The following is a 19,141-nucleotide window of genomic DNA, read 5'->3' on the forward strand; positions in this document are numbered from 1 at the left end:
GCAGCGCCCGGGGAGCTCGATTCGCCACGTGTACCCCGGTGAGCTCCCTCGAAAGGAGACACCACGTCCTCAGTACGGAGTATGGCGCGGCCGGGAAAAGCAATGGCCCGAGGAGCGGAAGGAAAGAAGAAGCGACGAGGTGAAGAAGCGACGAGGTGAAGAAGTGAAGAGGGGAATGCGTGGAGATCTGTACGACCGAATACCCGAATACAGGAAGAGTTGAATGCGTGAAGAGCCGAATGTGTGAAGAATCGGAAGGGCTGGAGAAACGCCGACGGGCCGCCGAGAGTTCGGCGGCCCGCTGACGGGAACTTCAGGAAGAGGACTACCGGTTGCCCACACCGTTGCCCGAGAGAACCGGGATGTCGTCCAGGATGTGCGACAGCGGCTCGTCGCCCTTGGCCTGGGTCGAGTTCTCGACGCACTGCTGGTTCTGCGGGGCCGACAGGATCGGGACGTCCTGTACGGCGATCGGCACGGCGCCGATGAGCGAACCGAGGTTCGCCTTGGCGGGCAGCCCGATGCAGGGCTTGTTCAGCGAGCCCTGGATGAGCGCCATCTGCGGGCTCATGTTGCCGTACGTCGCCGAGTTGCCGTACGACTGCATGGCACCGTTACCGCTGGTGGACGTCGTGCCACCGTCGTTTCCGATGGCCAGCGCCTGCGGCGCGGCCGCGGCGGAAACGCCGACGACGGAAGCGGCGACCGCGGCGGCGGCCATAACCTTCTTGATCACTAGCTAGTCCCTTCTGGAGAAACCCCGTCCACCGGAGCGCACTGGTCAACTGCGGCGGACGACCTTGGTTGCTCCCATTCACTCCGATGGCGCACACCGGCGAGGGACCCCGGGCTCGCGCGTGCCGTGGATTCCCACGCATTCCCGGCCGTTGAACGGGCCAACCGGGTGAATCATCGAAACCAATGCGAGGCCGCCGGGTTGATGCCAGGGCAGGAACACGCTGTCTCTGCCAGGAAAGGAACGCGAAATGTTCAAGAAGGCAATGGCCGCGGCGGCGGTCGCCGCTTCCGTCGTCGGTGTCTCGGCGGCGGCCGCGCCCCAGGCGCTTGCCATCGGTGACGACAACGGCACGACCTCGGTCAGCGGGAACGGCGCCACCCAGTCGTTCGGCAACTCGGTGACCGGCGGCAACATGAGCCCGCAGCTCAGCCTCGCGCAGGGCACTCTGAACAAGCTCTGTGTCGGCCTCCCGGCCAAGGCGAACGTCGGTTCGCTCGTCGGGGTCCTCGTGCCCGTCGCCGTCCAGGACGTTTCGGTCCTGTCGGCCCCGCAGAACCAGCAGTGCGCCGAGAACTCGACCCAGGCCAAGGGTGACGAGCCGCTGTCGCACCTGGTGGACGACATCCCGGTCGTGTCGGGCAACGGTGTCGGCAACCACTGACCGCCGCCGCTGAATCTTCGCCTCGAAGAGGCTCGGGCCGCCCGTCGTGTTCGACGCGGGCGGTCCGTTGCTCTTTCCGGTAATTCGCGGAAGCGTTTCTTCGCTTGTGCCGCCGGGGTGCTGACATGAAAACAGGGCAATTCGAGTGAATTCCCAAACGGCATGCGTTCCGCAGTTTCTTCGGGCGTCCCGCCCTCGTTTACAGCCTGCAGGTCATGAAGCGAGCCGTTCCCGTAGAGCTCGCTCGGCTTCGGCCGTCATAGGGGCATGACCGCAGATGAAGGGAAAGCACGTGAAGCACAAGAAGAGCGCTGCTGTCGTCGCCGGCGCGATCATGGCCCTGGGCATGGCCGCCCCGGCCTTCGCGGACGCTGGTGCCGAGGGCGCCGCCATCGGTTCCCCGGGTGTCCTCTCGGGCAACGTGATCCAGGTTCCCGTGCACATCCCCGTCAACGTGTGCGGCAACTCGATCGACGTCATCGGCCTGCTCAACCCGGCGTTCGGCAACGCCTGCGCCAACCACTGACGCGACAGGACACCAGCCACCCGGCTGTGTCACGGCCGGCCCTGGACCGCCTTTCCGGCTCCGGGGTCGGCCTTCCTCACTTCTTACTTCTCACTTCTTCACACAGGGAGGACAAGAGATTGCGACAGACCCTGAGCAAGGGAATGGTCATGGCCGCGGCCACGACGAGCATCCTGTCCCTGTACGGCACCCCCGCGTTCGCGGACGCGCAGGCGAACGGCGGCGCGGCGGACTCGCCCGGCGTCGGATCGGGCAACACGCTTCAGCTTCCGCTGAACGTACCGGTGAACGCCTGCGGCAACACCGTCAACGTGATCGCCGCGCTCAACCCGGCCTTCGGGAACGCTTGCGCCAACGGCACGGGTTCGCAGGGGACGCGGAGTTCGCGCGGTGTGACGCACCAGCCCGTCCACCACGAGGGCCGGGCCGGCCACGGTGGCGGTCACGTCTACCACGACCGGTCGGGCCCCGACCGCGGCACCGTGGGCACCGGCTCCGGCAGCCACGGCTCCGGCGGCCACGGCTCCGGCACCTCGGTTTCCCACGGCTCCGGCCCCCTGGACACGGGTTCCGCGGGCGCGGACTTCCACGGTTCCGGTGCCTGGGCGCACGGCGAGACACACGGTTCGCCCGGCCTCGGCTCGGGCAACAACGTGCAGGCCCCGGTGGACGTCCCGGTGAACGCCTGCGGCGACACCGTGAACGTGGTCGGCATCGGCAACCCGGCGTTCGGCAACGGCTGCGAGAACGGCTACGGCGACACCCCGCCGCCTCCCGTGACGCCGCCGACCACCCCGCCGCCGGTGACGCCGCCGGTGACGCCTCCCGTCACTCCTCCGGTGACGCCGCCGGTGACGCCGCCGGTGACGCCTCCCGTCACTCCGCCGCAGGCGCCGCCGGTCACCCCTCCCGCTCCTCCCACCCTGGCCCACACGGGCAGTGAGGATGTGCTGGGGTTCTCGGCCGCCAGTGCCGCGCTGCTGATCGGCGGCGCGGTCCTGTACCGGCGTGGCCGAGCCACGTCGCGTCGGTAGTACGCGGCACCAGCAGGATGCCCGTACGGGGCTTCGGGTGCCGGACGCCTTACCGTGTCCGGCACCCGAGCTCGTCGTCCGGGCCGGTCCCGGATCTGTTCCCGGGGCCGTCATGACGTCTTGAAGAGACCCGGCGCCGAGGACCCGACCTCCCGGCCCGCCGCGGGCGGGCCGCCGGACACCGCGGCCAGGCTGCCGCGCGGTGCGCCGCCGAGCGGCCCGAGCCGCTCGTGCCCCCCGAACCCGTCGCTCTCGACGTGACGTTCGGCCCCAGCGGCGCGCCCTCGCCGCCGCCCGGCCCCACCGTCTCCAGCCGTACGCGGTGTGCCGTACGTCTCCCGCCGTCGCGCGGGCCACGGCGCTCGCGTCATCCATCGGGATGAGCCCCGCCGGACGAGACGGACGTGCGGCCACTCGGAGCAATGCCGGGACGATTTCGGTGCCGCCCACGGCGGGCGCTGACCACGAGTGCGTCCCGCGGACGAAAGCGCGGTCCACGGAAGGGAATTCCCGGACCTTCCCTCGGTTCGGTCACTCTCGCGGGTGATCGGCATGCCCGAAAGACGACGCCCCTGTTGGCGGAATGGGTATTTATATGACTGGGTGTCAGTGGAGGAGGAGAAAGAAAGCAGCCGGAGCAGCAGAGAGCGGAGAGGAGCAGGCATGGCCCCACAACAGCAATGGTCCCGGAGCGGAAGGCTGGCATTCGTCGCGGCCGGCGTCGTCGCGTCGATCGCCCTGGCGCCGGGTCCGGGATACGCCGTGGGTGCCGGGGCGGTGCGCGTCGCCGATCCTCCGGCACCGGCACCGGCGTCGGTGACACCGCAGGCGCAGACGCCCGTGCCGCCCGCACCGGCCGTGCCCTCCCCGCCGGCTGTGCCACCCGAGTCCGTGAAGCCGGCCGTGCCGACGGCTCCCGCCGCGCCCGTGACGCCGCCGAAACCCGCCGCGCCCGTGACGCCGCCGAAACCCGCGGCGCCCGCCAAGCCCGCGACGCCCGCGCCGGTCACCGCACGCCCGGCCTTCGGGGCCTACCTCGACTACGGCCCGATGGGCGTGGCCCGGATCGCCCAGCTCAGCCAATGGCTGGGCGGCACCGAACTGCGCGTCGGGCACACGTACCTGCCCGGTGACCGCTGGAGCAACATCGAGGGACCGCCCGGCTTCCTCGACGTCTGGGCGGACTGGCGGCGCGAGCGGGCCGACCGGATGCTCGTCCTCAACGTGCCGATGCTGGAGCGCAACGAGGAGAACGTCTCCGACCCCGAGGTGCGGGCGCTGCTGCGGCAGGGCGCGGACGGCGCTTTCGACCGGCACTTCCGCGCGCTCGCCCAGCGGCTGGTCCGGCTGAAGGTCCCGGACACCGTCGTCGTGCTCGGCTGGGAGATGAACGGCATCACCTACACCCACCGCTGCGGCCCGGACCCGGAGGCGTGGAAGAAGTACTGGAACAGGATCGTCACCGTCATGCGGTCGGTGCCGGGCCAGAAATTCCGGTTCGACTTCACCCCGAGCCGCGGCCTGGACGCGATTCCCTGGACGCAGTGCTATCCGGGGGACGACACGGTCGACATCATCGGCATGGATTCCTACGACCAGCCGCGCGGACTGTCGTTCGACGAAGAGGTGAACGAGCCGTACGGCCTTCAGGAACACGTGGACTTCGCCAAAGCTCACGGCAAGCCCATTTCGTATCCCGAATGGGGGCTCTTCCGCAACGGCGACAACGCGGCGTACATGAAGCGCATGCTCGCGTGGATGGACGACCACCGGCCCCTGTACAACACGCTGACCGACTACTGCCCGCACGGCGTGTGGCAGTGCGCGGACAATCCGAAGGCGTCCGAGGTGTACCGCACGGTGCTCTCCGGCCACACCGCCTCGACGCCGGTGCCGCCCGGGCCGGTCCCGACGCCCGTGCCCACACCCGTACCCCAGCCGGTTTCCACTCCCGTGCCGACGCCGGTGCGCCCTCCCGACTGTTCGCCGGTCGAGCTGGGTGACTGGGTGGAGTACTGGCTCGGGGGGAAGCTCTGCCTCCGTTTCGACTGGTGGTCGCGCAACCGGTGACCGGAGCCTGATCGGGAGATCGTGGTGGCGGCATGCCGTTCACGGCCTGTCGCCGCCACGCTCCCTCCAGCGGCGCACCAGCTCCTTGCCCCGGCTGCGCGCGACGACGTCGCAGACCGCCGCCGACAGCAGCGGCGCCGTCCGCCGCCGGGCCAGCAGCAGCCGCTGGTTGACGACGGGATACGGGCGCCAGTGGTGCTTGTAGGGCTCGTCGCCGCGCAGCAGACTCAGCGCCCTGCGGCCGTCCCCCTCGGTGTGCCGGGCGCAGGCGTCCAGCAGCATCACGGCGACGTCCGCCTTCCGTTCGCGCAGACCGGGATGGGCCCCGTAGAGGTAGCCGCCCGCCAGCCGCGGGGACAGCAGGGTGAGGTCCACCGCCATCACGGTGCCGTCGAGCCGGAACTCGGTGACCACCGCGTCCCCGGAGCTCACCATCGGTCCGACCGACCGGACCAGGTGCTCGGCGAACCGCTCCTGGAGATGCTCGGACGTCACCTTCCGCCCCTGCCACTGCAGTCGGTGCAGTTCCAGCAGCCGGCCCAGCGCGGTGTCCACCTCCCCGGCGGGCACGATCCTGCGCTCGACGCCCAGCGCGGAGAGTTTGCGCAGCTTGGCCCGCACGCGCTGGGCCTTCGAGGCGGGCAGCCTGCTCACCAGTTCGTCCATCGAGAGGGCGGGCAGTTCCAGACAGACCGAGTCGCGCACCCGGCGCCGCGGTCCGCGCCAGCGCTCGTAGATCCGCTCCACCGCGCCGCCGGGCCGTACCTCGCGGAAGTCGATCAGCGCGCTGCGGGCGGCCAGCGACAGTCCCTCGGCGAGCGTCGCCGTCGCGCGGTCGGCGCAGTCGTCGTCGATGAGGACGTCGCCGTAGTCGGAGATGGACCCGCCGAGGGGGACCAGCGCGGGCAGGGGGCGGTGCACGCGCATCAGGGGCGCGGCCGCGCGGAGTTCGTCGCCCTCGCGGACCAGGACCAGACGGAGGCGGCCGGGGGTGCCGTACGACAGCCACCAGGAGTACAGCCAGGCGTGGTTCTGGAACGGGGTGGCGGCGGCACACCGGCCGTAGAGGCGTCCCCAGGCGGGTGCCAGGGCGGCGAACTCCCGCTCGTCGGTGACGATCTCGGCCCGCAGGGTGCTGTCGAGCGCGGCGGCCGCGGTGCCGTTCACAGCTGTCCGTGCGCGTCGGCGGCGGTCGCCGGGTTCGGTACGGAGGCCGTTCGCGCGAAGTCCCTGTCCCGCCGCGGACGCACCAGCAGGACCAGGCCGCCCAGCAGCCCTCCGGCGCTCGCGCCGACCAGCGCGGTCACCTTCGGCGACGGCGAGGAGGGGGCGGTCGGTTTCATCGCGCGGGAGAACTGGAGGAGTTCGACGTGCGTACTGGTACGGGTGGCGTTGGCGTGTTCGGTCAGCGAGCGCGAGACGGCGTTGGCCATGGCCGCCGCGAGGCCCGGCCGCGAGGAGGTGGCCGACACGGCGACCATCGGCGCGTCGGGCGAGGTCGCGGTCTGCACGCTGCGCTGGAGCGTCCGCACCGGCACCCCGGCCCGCGCCTGCGCGTTCGCGAGCACCGCGAGCTGCGTGGCGACCCGGCCGTACGCCTGCGCGAAGCCGAGCGCCGACGCCGGGTCGGATTTCTCCGTGGGCACGGCGATGACGTAACTCGTCGCCGTGTACGTCGGGGGCTTCTCGACGCCGTACGCGCCGCCGAGCGCGCCGCCCAGCACGGCACCCGCGACGAGCAGGGTCCACGGCGGCAGGCCCCTGCGACGGGCCGCGGGCGTGTCCGCCGGGCCGGGAGTGCCGGCCGGTCCGGCCGGGCCGGGCGCGTCCGCGGGGTGTGCCGGATCGGCGGGACGGTGCTGCCTGGTGGAGATGTCGGTCATGAGGAACTCACTCCCAGAGGGGTGCAGGAGACGGCGGCCGCGTACACGTCCATGAGCTGGGCGGCGCTGCGGGTGATGCTGTAGTGGTGGGCGGCGTCCGGTACCGAGCGGGGCCCGGGACCCGCTCCGCGGACCGCCCGGAGGGCCCGTACGAACGAGTCGGCGCCCCCCTGGACCCGGCGTGCGCCGGGCGCGGCATCCGCCGGCAGGTCCTCGACGGCGGGGCAGGAGACGTACAGGACCGGCAGGCCGGCCGCCATCGCCTCCACGACCGCGAGCCCGAAGGCCTCCTCGGCGCTGGGCGACGCGAGGACGTCCATGGCCGCGGTCAGCGACGGCAGATCGGCGCCCGGAAGGCCGCCGGTGGGGCGCTCGCCGGTGAACAGCACCCGGTCCGCGACCCCGGCCCGCTGCGCGGTCCGCCGCAGCACGCTTTCCTCGGTGCCGCCCCCGACCAGCAGCAGCCAGTGATCCGGGGGCAGTTCGGCCAGCGCGCGGATCAGGACGTCGAACCGCTTGGCCGCCGTGAGCCGGCCGACACCGCCCACGACGTAGGCGCCCTCCGGCAGTCCGAGCCGGCGACGGGTGCGTGCGCGCAGCGCCGGGTCGAAGCGGAAACGTTCCACGTCGATGCCGTTCGGGACGACCTCGATGCGCGGTCCGGGCACGCCCCAGCGGCGCAGCCGGTCGGCCACGGTCGGCGAGACGGCGACGGTGGACCGGCCGAGCCGCTCACTGGCGAGATAGAGCGCGCGGACACCCGTGCTCAGCCTGCGCCCTTCCATCTGCGAGTCGCCCAGGGAGTGTTCGGTGGCGACGACGGCCCTCACCCCGGCCAGCCGCGCGGCGATCCGGCCGTACACGCACGCCCGGTAGAGATGGGTGTGGACGAGGTCGTAGCGGCCTCCGCGGATCAGCTTCGTCAGCCGGGGGAGCGCGGCGAGGTCCCGGTTGCCGGTCATGCCGAGGTGGACGACGCGTACGCCGTCGTCGGTGAGTCCGTCGGCGACCGCGCCGGGGTTGGTGAGCGTGACCACGTCGCAGTCGACGGGCAGATGCCGCAGGAGCAGCCGCAGTTGCTGTTCCGCGCCGCCGACACCGAGGCCGGTGATGATGTGCAGGGCCTTCATCAGGCCCCCTCGACCGGGCGCCGCCGCAGCCGGTGCAGCTTGAGTTTCAGCAGCAGGCGTACGGCGGTGTCGTGCTGCCCGATGTGGACGCGCGGCAGGGCGTGCGGGCCGGTCAGCGGGCCGGGATCGATTCCGCAGCCGTAGGCGTAGCCGGCGTGGCGGACGGCGTCCACGACTCGCGCGTCGATGGTTCCGTAGGGGTAGCAGAAGCCGTCGACGGGAGCACCGGTCAGGTCCGAGAGCACGGCTCTGCTCTCGGCGACCTCGGAGTGCAGCAGGGCGTCGTCGAGCTGGGTCAGGTCGATGTGGGTGAGGCCGTGCGAGCCGATCTCGACGCCCTCGGCGGCGGCCTGCCGGATGCCCCGGGCGCCGAGCAGCGGCTTGCGGGGACCGAGCGGGTCCCAGGCGTTGTCGCCGTCCAGCCGGCCCGGCAGGACGAAGAGGGTGGCACCGCAGTCGTGCCGGTGCAGCAGGGGCAGGGCGGTCTCGACGAAGTCGGCGTATCCGTCGTCGAAGGTGAGACCGACCAGACCGCGGCTCTTTCCCCGGGCGCGTGCGGCGAGCAGTTCGGCCATGCTCACACCGCGCAGCCCGCGGCGCCGCAGCCATCCCAGCTGGTGGTCGAGACGGTCCGGCGAGACGGTGATGCTGTACGGGTCGTCGGAGCAGTCGCCCACGGAGTGGTACATCGCGACCCAGGGGACCGTGTCGGCGGCCCGCGCGGCGCTGTGGAAGCAGGTGCGGCGGCGGGGGTCGGTGGCGGCGCGGGCGTCGACACGTCTGAAGCGGTCAGCGGAAACGGACATGCGGCAGCCTTCGTTTGAGGGGACGGAGGACGGGTGCGAGGGCCTGGACGCCCAAGGCCCAGGCCAGCACGGCGAAGACGGCGGTCACGACGGTGCCGCCGAGGACGAGACCCACCAGGGGGGAGTGCGTACGGCTCGCGCAGAGCGCCCCCACCGCGCCCGCGACGAGCGCCGCGCGCACCGGTTTGCCCAGTTCGGCGACCACCCGCCGGGTGCGGATCGGCACACTGCGCGGACCCATGCCGCACAGCAGGAGCAGGGCGCTGAGGGTGATGCCGCCCGCGTTCGCCGCGGCGATCCCGCACACCCCCCAGGTACCGACGGCGAGCGCCCCGATCCACGAGGTCGCGACGATTCCCGCGGTCATCGCGAACAGCGGGTACCAGGTCGGCCGCCCCGACGAGAAGTACGAGCGCACGAGCGCGCCCACCAGGGTGTGGCCGAGGAGCCCGAGCGCGTAGACCCGCATCACGGAGGCGGTGGCCGCGGTGTCCTGCGCGGTGAACGCACCCCGCTGGAAGAGCAGTTGGATGATCTGGGGCGCGCACGCGATGACCGCCGCGGTGCCGAGGAGCACGGTGCAGGAGACCAGTGCCAGGTCACGCTCCACCCGGACGCGGGCCCGCTCGGTGTCGCCCTCGGCCATCGCCTGTGCCACCACCGGGAAGGTGACGGTGCACAGCATCAGCGAGAGCACCATCGGCATCTGGGCGACCTTCTGCGCGTAGTTCAGGTGTGAGATGGCGCCGGCGGGCAGGGACGAGGCCAGGAACCGTTCGATCAGCACCTGCGACTGCCGGCACAGGGCGAAGAGCAGCACCGTGCTGACCAGCGTCAGGTCCATCGGACGGGATTCCGCGACGTCCGCCCCGTCCGTGACCGTCTCGTGCCGTCCGAGCTGACGCCAGAGCGAGGGCGCCTGCGCGACCACCATCAGGGCGCCGCCCACCGCGACCCCGAGGGCCGCCGAACGCACCCCCCAGCGGCCGCCGAGGACGAACATCGCCGTGATGATGCCGGTGTTGTACGCGACGTAGATCGCCGCGGGCGCGACGAAACGGCGGTGCGCGCGCAGTGCGGCGCTGCAGTACCCGGCGAGTCCGAAGGTGAACACGCAGGTGGCCGTCAACCGGGTGCAGTCCACCGCGAGCCTCGGGTCCGGCAGGCCCGGCGCGAGGGCCTCGACGAGGTAGGGCGCCCCGGCGATCAACAGCGCGGCGACGGCCGTGACGGCGAGCGTCAGCCGGGGCAGGGTCGCGGCGACCAGGGCGCGGACCGGGTCGCCGACGGCGCCCTGGGCGCGCCGCGCCACGGCCATGCTGAACGCCGGTACGAGCACGAAGGCCAGGCCGTCCTCGATCAGCAGCGTCGCGGCGAACTCGGGCAGTGTCCAGGCGACCAGGAAGGCGTCCGTCGCCGAGCCGGCTCCGAACAGGTGGGCGAGGGCCTGGTCGCGGCCGAGGCCCAGCAGGGCTCCGGCGATCGACAGCGCGATCGTGACGAGGGCGGCCTTGGCGAGGAACCGGTTGGAGGCGGTCTCCCCGGAGGAGGGCGCTGCGGAGGGGATCTCCAGGGCGGGAGCGGGGGCTGAGGAGATCGTCGGGGGAGAGGGGAGGGAGGGGGCGGCGGAGACGAGCGGGCCGGGCGGGCCGGGCGGGCCGGGCGGGACGGGCAGGACGGGCAGGACGGGCAGGACGGGCGGGACGGGCAGGACGGGTGGGCCGGACGGGCCGGGCGGGACGGAGGAGAGGGGTGGGGAGGACAAGGAGGGAAGGGCGAGCGGGTCGGACGGGGTACGGGCAGGGGTGGTGTCGCGGGCGGGCGAGAGGGCGCACAGGTCGTCGGTGCCGGCGTCGCCGTCGTCGGTCGCCGCCCGCGGAGGCTGCACCGTCATCGTGTCGAGGCCCCCTCGGGAGCGCCCGCCGTCGGTGAGGACGCGGAGGAGGACGCCGACGAGGACACGGGCACGGGCGGCGCCGCCGCTTCGGAGACCGGCGAGGTCGGGGACACCTGGGCCTCGGGGCCCAGCGCGGTCGGGAAGCCCTCGGTCACGGCGGTCGGCCGGGCCGAGGCGTCGAAGACCGGTGACGTCGGGGACACCCCGGCATCGGAGGCCAGGGACAGCGGGGACGCCGGGTCCACCAGGGCCCACCAGGCCACCAGACCGAAGCAGACACCCGTCAGTACGGTCGAGGGCCCGCCGATGTCCGCGTACACGAAGTCCACCAACTGCCAGCCGAGCAGTCCGCACGAGACCAGCGCGCAGTCGAGCCCCGACGGGGCCCGGACCGGGCGGCCGAGCCCCGCCGGTGCGCCCGGCGGCGCCCGGCGCACCCGGACCAGCCCGCGCAGCGCGCACACCAGGAGCGCCAGCCAGCTGCCCGCGAGGGCGAGCAGCCCGATCAGTCCCTGCTCGCTCAGCACGAGCAGATACATGTTGTGCGGGGAGAGCAGCGGCTGCTTGCTGTAGGCGGCTCCGGCGCCCCCGATGTCGCTGCCCGAGGAGAGGGCGAGCGAGGCGTGACCGTCGCGTTGGTCGGGGAAGCCCTTGAGCCCGACCCCGGTGAGCGGGTGGTCGCGCCACATGTCGACCGCCGCCGCCCACATGGTGTACCGGTCCACCACCGACTGGTCCGGGGCGTCGGTGACCCGCGTGATGCTGTCGAGGCGCTCCTGGAGCATCTCCGTACCGACGCCGAGCCCGCCCACCAGGATCACGGCCACGGCCGCGACGACGGCACCCACCCGGACCGCGCGCCGCAGCCCCGCCAGCGTCAGCTGCGCACCGCAGGCCAGCGCCGTGGCGATCCACGCGCCCCGGCTGAACGACAGCGCGAGCGGCGGCAGCAGTGCCAGGGCGCAGACCACGGCCGAGGTCCGCTGCCGCGTCGTACCCGAACCGAGCGCCAGGGCGACCGCGCACACCAGCCCGAAGGCGACCACCGTCGCCATGCCCATCACGTCCGTCGCCCCGAAGGTCCCCACGGCCCGGACGTCCTCGCCCTGGTAGGAGGCACCGGTCCCGGTGACGTACTGGTGCACCCCGACCGTGCCCTGCCACAGCGCCAGGGCGACGAACGACCAGGCGAGCAGCCGGAAGTCGCGGCGGTCCCGGACCAGCAGCAGCACGGCCGCGGGCACCAGGACGAAGATCTGCAGATACCGGGTGAGACCGGTGATCCCGGCCCCGGGGCCCGCCGCGTCGGCCGCCGCGACCGCGATGCCGACCACGGGCAGCGCGAGGACCACCGCCGCGCCCGGGGACAGAGGACGCCGGCGGTGTCGTACGAGCCGTACCGCGCAGCCGACCACGAGCAGACCGGACATGGCGTCCGCGATGCTCGCGCCGCCCTCTCCGCTCGGCGCGATCGGCAGCCCGAGCAGCGCGATCACCGCCATGACGGGCAGGACCGGCAGCGCGCCGCGCGCCCCGGACACCAGGGAGCCCAGCGGCGAGCGGGGGGTGGCCCGCGGTGGGCCGGAGGTCTGCGCCGCGTAGGGGGCCCGCGGCGACCGGGGGGTGACCGGCGGTCGGTCGGATCCGGCCCGCGGGGGGTGGGAGGCGGCCCGCGGCGGGTGGGGCAGGGCTCGGCTCATCGGCTCAGCTCCCCGTCGGGCGTACCAGCGAGGCCGCCGTGCGCAGCAGGATGCAGACGTCCTGCCACAGCGACCAGTTGTCGATGTACGCGTTGTCGAACCGGCAGCGGTCCTCGATCGACGTGTCGCCGCGCAGCCCGTGGATCTGGGCGAGGCCGGTGATGCCGGTCTGCATGCGGTGGCGAGCCGCGTAGCCCGGATAGGTCTGGCTGAACTTGGCCACGAAGTAAGGCCGTTCGGGACGCGGGCCGACCAGGCTCATGTCGCCCCACAGGACGTTCCACAGCTGAAGCAGTTCGTCGAGCGAGGTGCGCCGCATGAAGTGGCAGAAACGGCTCATCTCCCGCTCGCCCGCGACGCTCCAGCGGGTCGCGGCCTCGTGCGCGTCGACCGGGCGGTGGGTACGGAACTTCAGCAGGGTGAAGGGCCGCCCGTCCTTGCCGATGCGTTCCTGCCGGAAGACCACGCCCGGTCCGTCGCTCAGCCGCAGCGCGACCGCGCACACCAGCAGCAGCGGGCTGACCACGAGCAGCAGCGCCCCGGAGACGGCGACGTCGAGAAGCCGCTTGCCGAGGTTCCCGTGAGCCCTGGAGACGTTGATCCGCCGGCAGGAGAACCCGGCGAGCCGCCCGCTTCCGGCCGCCCTGCCGCTCGCGGCTCCGTAGCTTCTGCCCCGCGGCGCTCCGTACGGGATCTCCTGCGACGGCGAGTCCGCGTCGACGTGCCACAGCACACAGCCCGCCTCGCTCAACGCCCGCAGCAACGGCCCGTGTTCACCGCGCGGCTCCACCACGAGCACGGCGCGCACGCTGTTCTGGATGAGGGCCCGCTGCACCTCCTCGCCGGTGGTGAGGACCGGTAGCCCCTCGCCGCCGGCCGTCTGGGCGGAGACGACACCCACCGGACGCAGACCGCACCGCGGGTGACGCAGGAAGGCCGCGGCCACCCGCTGGGCGGTTCCCGCGGGACCGATCACCAGGGTGGCGTCGGGGCGCAGGACCAGGGCGCGTCGGCGGCGCCAGTGCACGAGGGCGCGGCCCGCGCAGTTCACCGCCGACTGCAGCGCGCAGCCCACGGCCAGGGTCCGGGCGGACAGCGCCGCGCCCGGGGAGAGCGCCGCCGACAGGGCCGCGAGCGCGCACCACGTCACCACGACGCGCCCGCACACGGCGGGCAGGTCGTCGAGGGCGGTGGGGATCGGCCCGGGACGGTACAGCGCGCCGTGCGCGTTCAGCGCGAGTAACCCGAGCAACAGCGCGACGAGGAGCGGCGGATGCCGCTGGACCTGGGCGAGGGACAGTCCCGCCAGCAGCGCCGCACCGCCGTCCGCGACGAGCAGGGGCAGCCACGGGGCACGGGGGGCGGACAGCCGCTGTCCGGCGGGGAACCTGAAGCCGTCGGCGGCCCCGCGCGAAGGGATGACCGAGACGGGCGAGAATCCGTACTCCCGGGGCTCTCCGCCGGGGGAGGGAACGGTGCTTTCCGCAGTCACGTGTGGATGGGCTCCCTGCACTCGGTGTGTTCCCCGCACGCGGCGCGCCCGCCGGTCCTCGCGGTGAGCAACTCGCGGTAGACCTCCGCGACCGCGTCGGCCGCGCGCCGCACGTCGTGCGTGGTCAGTACGTGGCGTCGCCCCTGCCTGCCTAGCGACTCGCGCAGCGGCGCGTCGGCCAGCAGGTCGCAGATGGCGCGGGCCAGCGGGGCCGGCGCCTGGGAGGGCACCAGACAGCGGGTGTCGAGGCCCGGCGGCAGGCTCTCGCGGGCGCCGTCCACGTCCGTCATCACGACCGGGCGTCCGCAGGCCATGGCCTCCAGCGGCGCCAGCGCCATGCCCTCCCAACGGGACGGCAGCACCACCAGATCGGCGGCCTGGTACCAGGGCACGGCGTCGTCCGCGGCTCCGGCGAACAGCACGTCTCCGGGCGCCTCGGCCCGCAGCCGCGCGTCGTTCGGACCGTCCCCGACGAGCACGAGCCGGGCCGCGGGCATCCGCCGCCGTACGGTGTCCCACGCCCGCAGCAGGACGTCCTGGCCCTTCTGCCGGCACAGCCGTCCGACGCATACGACCAGGGGAGCCGCCGGGTCGAGCCGGTCGAGCAGCGGGATCCCGGTCCGTACGGTCTCCGCGTCCGCGGGGTGGAAGCGCTCGGTGTCGACACCGTTGGGGATCACGCTCCATGTGGCCCTGATCCCGGCGCGCACCCCGGTGACCCGCTCCGCCTCACTCACACACACCACCCTGGACGCCCAACGCGCCGCCCACCGCTCCCACTTCAGCGCGAGGTCCGCGGGGACGCCCTCGACGGCCTCGAACGACCAGGCGTGCGGCTGGAACACGGTCGGCACCCGGCCACGCAGGACGAGCCGGCCGGCGAGCCCGGCCTTGGCGCTGTGCGCGTGCACCACGTCCGGACGGGCCTCGGCGACGACGCGGGCGAGCCGCCGTACCTCACCGACCAGCCGGGGACCCGGCGCACGCGTGGCCTGCCAGTGCGTCACGTCGGTGCCGAGCGCCCGCAGGGTGTGCGCGAGGCCACTGTCCTGCGGGCAGGCCGCGGTGACGTGCAGTCCGGCGGCGAGCTGTGCCTTCACCAGGTCGGTCAGCACGCGGGCCACTCCGCCGTCGACCGGCTGGCTGAGGTGCAGGACCCGCGGCGGGGGGTCGCTCGTTGGCAATGACATGCGCGGGTTCCTTAGTGACGGGCGGCGCTCTGACGCGCGTGTCACCGCTGCGCGTCGACGGCGGCGAACAGCGCTCCGACCCAGGCCGCGTCCCGCTGCGAAACGAGCCGGACGCCCAACTGGTCACCCCCGGACCGGAATTCCTTGTCCGGGCCGCGGACATCGGAGTCGTTTCCGGGAGCGTTCGAGTACGGGGGCACGCGTTCGGCCGGGGCGTCCTCCGGCCCGGTGACCGACGGGTCGGGTACGTCGCCCAGGGGGCCGGTGGCGTGGGTCCGCGCGGGCTGCGCCGTGCGCACACTCGGAGTGGTCGGCGCGCTCGGCATGGTCCGCACGCTCGGCGCGGTCGGCTCATCGCTTTCGGCCGGCGGGCTCAACGGGGCCCGGGCGCTGCCGTGTTCTCCGTGGGCCTTCGCGGGGCCGCCCGCCGTGCGGTGGGCGACGAGGGCGGAGCGGCCCACCGTCGCGCGACGCGGCAGAGGGCCCGGGGAATGACGCATGACCGGCGTTGCCCTTTCGGGAAAGGTTCTCGACCGGCGGAGGAACGGAGATCCGCAGATCACTTGGGTGCGCGCTGGCTCTCCCGTCGGTTTTCGACTTTCGACGCCTTCCGGCATCTGGATCCGAGCAGCCTCGGGAGGTGACCGACTCTAGCCGTTATCTGTATTTATTTGTCGAAACCTGACAAGTGTGTCGTAATGATGGAATATTCATCGAGGTCAGGGGCGTGCGTGAGTCCCGGGGCCACCGGAGTCGTCGTCCAGGGGTTCGCGAGATCACCCCTTTGGAGGCACAACCCGCGCGTGCGCCGCGCGTTGATTCCTGCGCTGGGCATTCCGCCCCGCCGTTGTGACGATTTCAAGGAGCACTTCTCCATGTCGCGTATCGCGAAGGGCCTGGCCCTGACCTCCGTTGTCGCCGCCGCCATGGCGGGCACCGCCGGCATCGCCGCCGCCGACAGCGACGCGCACGGTGCGGCCGTCGGGTCCCCGGGCGTCCTGTCGGGCAACGTCCTGCAGGTTCCGGTCCACATCCCGGTCAACGTCTGCGGGAACACCATCGACGTGATCGGCCTGCTGAACCCCGCGTTCGGCAACACCTGCGTCAACGGCTGACGCAGACGCGCACCCTTCTGCCGGCCGTCCTCCCTCAGGGGAGGGCGGCCGGTCCGCTTTGCCCCGAACGGCGAGGTGATCGCCGGTGCCCCGAGCGGCGAGGTGATCGCCGGTGCCGCGGAGGGCGACGTGATCCGTGGTGCCGCGGAGGGTGACGTGATCGCCCGTGCCGTGGACCGTCCGGTGATCCCTCATGCCGTGAACGGCCGGTCAATCCCTACGCCGTGAACACCTGTGCGGTGAACGTCAACCATGTGAACACCGGTGACCGGTCTCCCACCTTCCTGGGCGTGGGGAGCGGTGCGTGAGGCGACGCGGTCGCCTGCCCGCCGTCGTGCCGACCGATCCGGTCGGCACGACGGCTGTTTCGCGTCGGCGGTTTATCGGCGGCTCTTGTATGAGAATGCGATGCGCCGTTCCGGGATGGGGTGTTCGGGTGGGCTGCAGGAATCTTCTGCACACGGGGTTTCCGTCCAGTGCGGGGCTCGTTAGGCAGGGCGCAGTGAAAAACTCCCGCCGGTGACGCGAGTTGCCGAAGAAAGGAACACGATGAAGTCCCTGAAGGCCGCCGCAGTCGTCGCCGGATCCATGGTCATCGCTGGTGCCGCCGCGCCCGCCTTTGCCGCCGGGGCCTCCGACCTCACGCCCAGCAGCCTCAACGGCGCCCTGGACACCATCACCAGCCAGCGCTCGCTCAGCCTGAAGGACGTGCAGCCCCTGCAGCACCAGTCGGACACGCTCGACAGCGAGAAGAAGGGCTCGGTCCTCAACTCCCTGAACGGCACGACGAAGACGCTCAACTCGGCCGGTGGCCCCGCCCAACTGCTCGGCGGACTTCCGCTCCAAGGCTGATCGGTCCATTCGGCGCCTGTCCTTTCCGAAAGGCCTCTGGACGTATCCGTGGGCTGCGGCACATCGCCAAGGAAAGGCCGGACGACGAACACCGCCGAGAAGGCCGCTCTTCATTTTTCGTCACCGCCGGAACGGCCGCGGGTGCCGCACCGGCAGCGCCCTCGCCGACGCCGGTGCGGAGGGGGCGGCGGTCAAGTCCCCGGTGTCGCCTCCGGCACCGTCGTTCAGGGTCCCCGTGAATGTTCCGGTGAACCTCTGCGGCGACACGATCGACGTCGCCGACGTGCTCAACCCGGTGTTCGTGAACCCCTGCGCCGACCAGTGACACCTCGTGCGCACGACTGACGTCACGCGCCCGCGACGGGGGCCGTCGGTAAGGTCCGGAGCGGAAGCCGTGGGCAAAGTCCGCGGGGGAGACCGTCAGCAGATTCGCGGCGGGGGCTGTCAGTGAAGGGGAAGGGCCGGCTCCGTGTCCCGCGGATCCGGCCCTTTCGCATGGACCGACTCCATTGTGTTCGAGGCGTGTCCCTCATTCGTGTGGTCACCCACCCGCTTGTCGCCCGGTCGGGTGAGAAAGCGTGAGGTCCGTTCGGGTGCGTCGATAAGGTTCCGCGGTGACCTCAACCTCAAGCGAAACGCGCCCTTTCCGGGCCGTCGATCTCGGCACGCTCGCCGTCATGGCCTTCAGCGGTGAAGCCCCCGACGGGGACATGCCCTATCTCCTCGCCTATTCCCTGGGCGACGGCGAGGGCGGCCCCGGGGCCTCCACGGTCGCCATCGAGGAACTGCTGCGCAACAACGGTCTGCCCGTCGGGGACACGCTCCTCGACGGTTCCCGGCAGCCGAGCCTGCCGCTCACCCTTCTCGTCGAGGCCGGCCAGGCCGTCGTCACCATGCCGTACCTCAACGCGCAGTGCGTCGTACCACCGGAGTGGCTCGCGGCGGTCGGCGAACGCGGCTACGCCTACTTCCTCTTCGCCACCCGGGCCTGGCCCGAGGCGGAACCGGGCAGGCCCGTCGCCCCCGAGAGCCTGGCCGCGTTCGCCGGTGACGAGGAAACCCTGCTCAGCGCGGCACACGTGCTCCTGCCCGCGCGCAGCCTGCGCGGCTGATGACACGGACCGCGGGGAGCAGCCGTGCGTTCGCCCTGATGCTGGTGATCACCGGTGCGGCCGGTCTGCTCGCCGCGTGGGTCATCACGATCGACAAGTTCAAGCTGCTGGAGAACCCGGACTTCGTGCCGGGGTGCAGCCTGAACCCGGTCGTCTCCTGCGGCAACATCATGAAGAGCGAGCAGGCCTCGGCCTTCGGGTTCCCCAACCCGATGCTGGGCCTGGTGGCGTACGGCATCGTGATCTGCGTCGGAGTGAGCCTGCTGGCGCGGGCCACCTTCCCGCGCTGGTACTGGCTGACCTTCAACGCCGGCACCCTCTTCGGTGTCGGATTCTGCACCTGGCTGCAGTTCCAGTCGCTGTACCGCATCAACTCGCTTTGCCTGTGGTGCTCGCTGGCCTGGGTCGCCACGATCATCATGTTCTGGTACGCGACATCATTCAACGTACGAAATGATTTTCTGCCCGCTCCTCGGTGGGTGAAGGGATTCCTGGGTGAATTCACCTGGGTCTTTCCGCTGCTGCACGTCGGCATCATCGGCATGCTGATCCTGACCCGGTGGTGGGATTTCTGGACGAGCTGACCACGGGGTCCGCCGGGGGGAATCCTGAGGTGAAGGCGTTGGCGAGGACGTCGACCGGTACGGACCCTGCGTCCCCGAATCCTGACAGGGACCGCACCCAGGACGAAGCCGGCCACTCGAGGAATTCCCGCCGCCGTCGTGACCGGCGTCGCGGCACCGGCCGGTGCCCCCGCCACGACACCGGCGATCGCAGCCCGGACGGAGGCAGAGCCGGGCATGGGCGCGGGGGGACAGCCGTACGACGAGCCGTGAGCCGTGAGCCGTCAGGTGTGGGCTGTGGACCGTGAGCCGTCAGGTGTGGGCCGTGAGGGCCACCGCCGCTGGAACCGACCGAATCCGCCGAGGAGAGA

General features: G+C 72.1%; 19 protein-coding genes. 9 read left to right on the top strand and 10 right to left on the bottom strand.

What is annotated here, in order from left to right; genetic code table 11:
• Positions 1 to 325 precede the first annotated feature (325 nt).
• Complete coding sequence (locus GFH48_RS25670; protein WP_153290508.1) at positions 326 to 736, bottom strand: rodlin; 411 nt, start codon at positions 734 to 736, stop codon at positions 326 to 328.
• 250 nt (positions 737 to 986) lie between these two features.
• On the opposite strand from GFH48_RS25670, the gene GFH48_RS25675 reads away from it, so the two are divergent.
• The 4 genes from GFH48_RS25675 (at position 987) to GFH48_RS25690 (ending at position 5,030) form a co-directional block, all read left to right on the top strand.
• Positions 987 to 1,400 carry a rodlin gene (locus tag GFH48_RS25675; RefSeq protein WP_153290509.1) on the top strand — a complete coding sequence of 138 codons (414 nt, stop codon included), beginning with the start codon at positions 987 to 989 and terminating at the stop codon, positions 1,398 to 1,400.
• A 334-nt stretch (positions 1,401 to 1,734) separates the two neighbouring features.
• Positions 1,735 to 1,926, top strand: a complete 192-nt coding sequence (locus GFH48_RS25680; protein WP_261995009.1) for a chaplin — start codon at positions 1,735 to 1,737, stop codon at positions 1,924 to 1,926.
• A 119-nt stretch (positions 1,927 to 2,045) separates the two neighbouring features.
• On the top strand, positions 2,046 to 2,960 hold the full coding sequence (locus GFH48_RS39945) for a chaplin (RefSeq protein ID WP_322747004.1): 915 nt from the start codon (positions 2,046 to 2,048) through the stop codon (positions 2,958 to 2,960).
• 663 nt (positions 2,961 to 3,623) lie between these two features.
• The gene (locus GFH48_RS25690; RefSeq protein WP_194280668.1) at positions 3,624 to 5,030 is read left to right on the top strand and encodes a glycoside hydrolase family 26 protein; all 1,407 of its coding nucleotides are present in this window, start codon (positions 3,624 to 3,626) and stop codon (positions 5,028 to 5,030) included.
• 39 nt (positions 5,031 to 5,069) lie between these two features.
• Here the strand turns inward: GFH48_RS25690 and GFH48_RS25695 are convergent, their stop codons facing one another.
• From GFH48_RS25695 to GFH48_RS25735, 9 genes are all read right to left on the bottom strand, one after another.
• Complete coding sequence (locus GFH48_RS25695) at positions 5,070 to 6,197, bottom strand: GNAT family N-acetyltransferase (protein WP_228120927.1); 1,128 nt, start codon at positions 6,195 to 6,197, stop codon at positions 5,070 to 5,072.
• Positions 6,194 to 6,913, bottom strand: a complete 720-nt coding sequence (locus tag GFH48_RS25700; RefSeq protein WP_228120930.1) for a YveK family protein — start codon at positions 6,911 to 6,913, stop codon at positions 6,194 to 6,196. The genes GFH48_RS25695 and GFH48_RS25700 overlap by 4 nt, the downstream gene beginning before the upstream one ends.
• Entirely contained in the window at positions 6,910 to 8,043 is a 1,134-nt protein-coding gene (locus GFH48_RS25705; RefSeq protein ID WP_153290511.1) for a glycosyltransferase, read from the bottom strand. Before GFH48_RS25705 ends, GFH48_RS25700 begins: the two co-directional genes overlap by 4 nt.
• Positions 8,043 to 8,732, bottom strand: coding sequence for a polysaccharide deacetylase family protein (locus GFH48_RS25710; RefSeq protein WP_228121394.1), 690 nt, complete (start codon positions 8,730 to 8,732; stop codon positions 8,043 to 8,045). The genes GFH48_RS25705 and GFH48_RS25710 overlap by 1 nt, the downstream gene beginning before the upstream one ends.
• Positions 8,733 to 8,832: 100 nt before the next feature.
• On the bottom strand, positions 8,833 to 10,743 hold the full coding sequence (gene murJ / locus GFH48_RS25715; RefSeq protein ID WP_228120932.1) for a murein biosynthesis integral membrane protein MurJ: 1,911 nt from the start codon (positions 10,741 to 10,743) through the stop codon (positions 8,833 to 8,835).
• Positions 10,740 to 12,248, bottom strand: a complete 1,509-nt coding sequence (locus GFH48_RS25720; RefSeq protein WP_228121396.1) for an O-antigen ligase family protein — start codon at positions 12,246 to 12,248, stop codon at positions 10,740 to 10,742. The genes murJ and GFH48_RS25720 overlap by 4 nt, the downstream gene beginning before the upstream one ends.
• A gap of 202 nt (positions 12,249 to 12,450) precedes the next feature.
• A complete protein-coding gene (locus tag GFH48_RS25725) occupies positions 12,451 to 13,938 on the bottom strand; it encodes an exopolysaccharide biosynthesis polyprenyl glycosylphosphotransferase (protein WP_153290514.1) in 1,488 nt (495 codons plus the stop codon).
• Complete coding sequence (locus tag GFH48_RS25730; RefSeq protein ID WP_153290515.1) at positions 13,935 to 15,128, bottom strand: glycosyltransferase; 1,194 nt, start codon at positions 15,126 to 15,128, stop codon at positions 13,935 to 13,937. The genes GFH48_RS25725 and GFH48_RS25730 overlap by 4 nt, the downstream gene beginning before the upstream one ends.
• A 41-nt stretch (positions 15,129 to 15,169) precedes the next feature.
• Complete coding sequence (locus tag GFH48_RS25735) at positions 15,170 to 15,454, bottom strand: hypothetical protein (protein WP_153290516.1); 285 nt, start codon at positions 15,452 to 15,454, stop codon at positions 15,170 to 15,172.
• A 549-nt stretch (positions 15,455 to 16,003) separates the two neighbouring features.
• Here GFH48_RS25735 and chpG point away from each other — a divergent pair.
• The 5 genes from chpG (at position 16,004) to GFH48_RS25760 (ending at position 18,791) form a co-directional block, all read left to right on the top strand.
• Positions 16,004 to 16,243: a chaplin ChpG gene (gene chpG / locus GFH48_RS25740; protein ID WP_153290517.1), complete on the top strand. Its 240-nt coding sequence runs from the start codon at positions 16,004 to 16,006 to the stop codon at positions 16,241 to 16,243.
• A gap of 549 nt (positions 16,244 to 16,792) precedes the next feature.
• A complete protein-coding gene (locus tag GFH48_RS25745; RefSeq protein ID WP_153290518.1) occupies positions 16,793 to 17,095 on the top strand; it encodes a hypothetical protein in 303 nt (100 codons plus the stop codon).
• Positions 17,096 to 17,297: 202 nt separating this feature from the next.
• Positions 17,298 to 17,420 carry a chaplin gene (locus GFH48_RS39765; RefSeq protein WP_265590198.1) on the top strand — a complete coding sequence of 41 codons (123 nt, stop codon included), beginning with the start codon at positions 17,298 to 17,300 and terminating at the stop codon, positions 17,418 to 17,420.
• Between the two features lie 289 nt (positions 17,421 to 17,709).
• Complete coding sequence (locus tag GFH48_RS25755; protein WP_153290519.1) at positions 17,710 to 18,207, top strand: DUF5949 family protein; 498 nt, start codon at positions 17,710 to 17,712, stop codon at positions 18,205 to 18,207.
• Positions 18,207 to 18,791, top strand: coding sequence for a vitamin K epoxide reductase family protein (locus GFH48_RS25760; RefSeq protein ID WP_153290520.1), 585 nt, complete (start codon positions 18,207 to 18,209; stop codon positions 18,789 to 18,791). The genes GFH48_RS25755 and GFH48_RS25760 overlap by 1 nt, the downstream gene beginning before the upstream one ends.
• Positions 18,792 to 19,141: the final 350 nt, after the last annotated feature.

The organism is Streptomyces fagopyri (genome assembly GCF_009498275.1).
GTDB classification, from domain to species: domain Bacteria; phylum Actinomycetota; class Actinomycetes; order Streptomycetales; family Streptomycetaceae; genus Streptomyces; species Streptomyces fagopyri.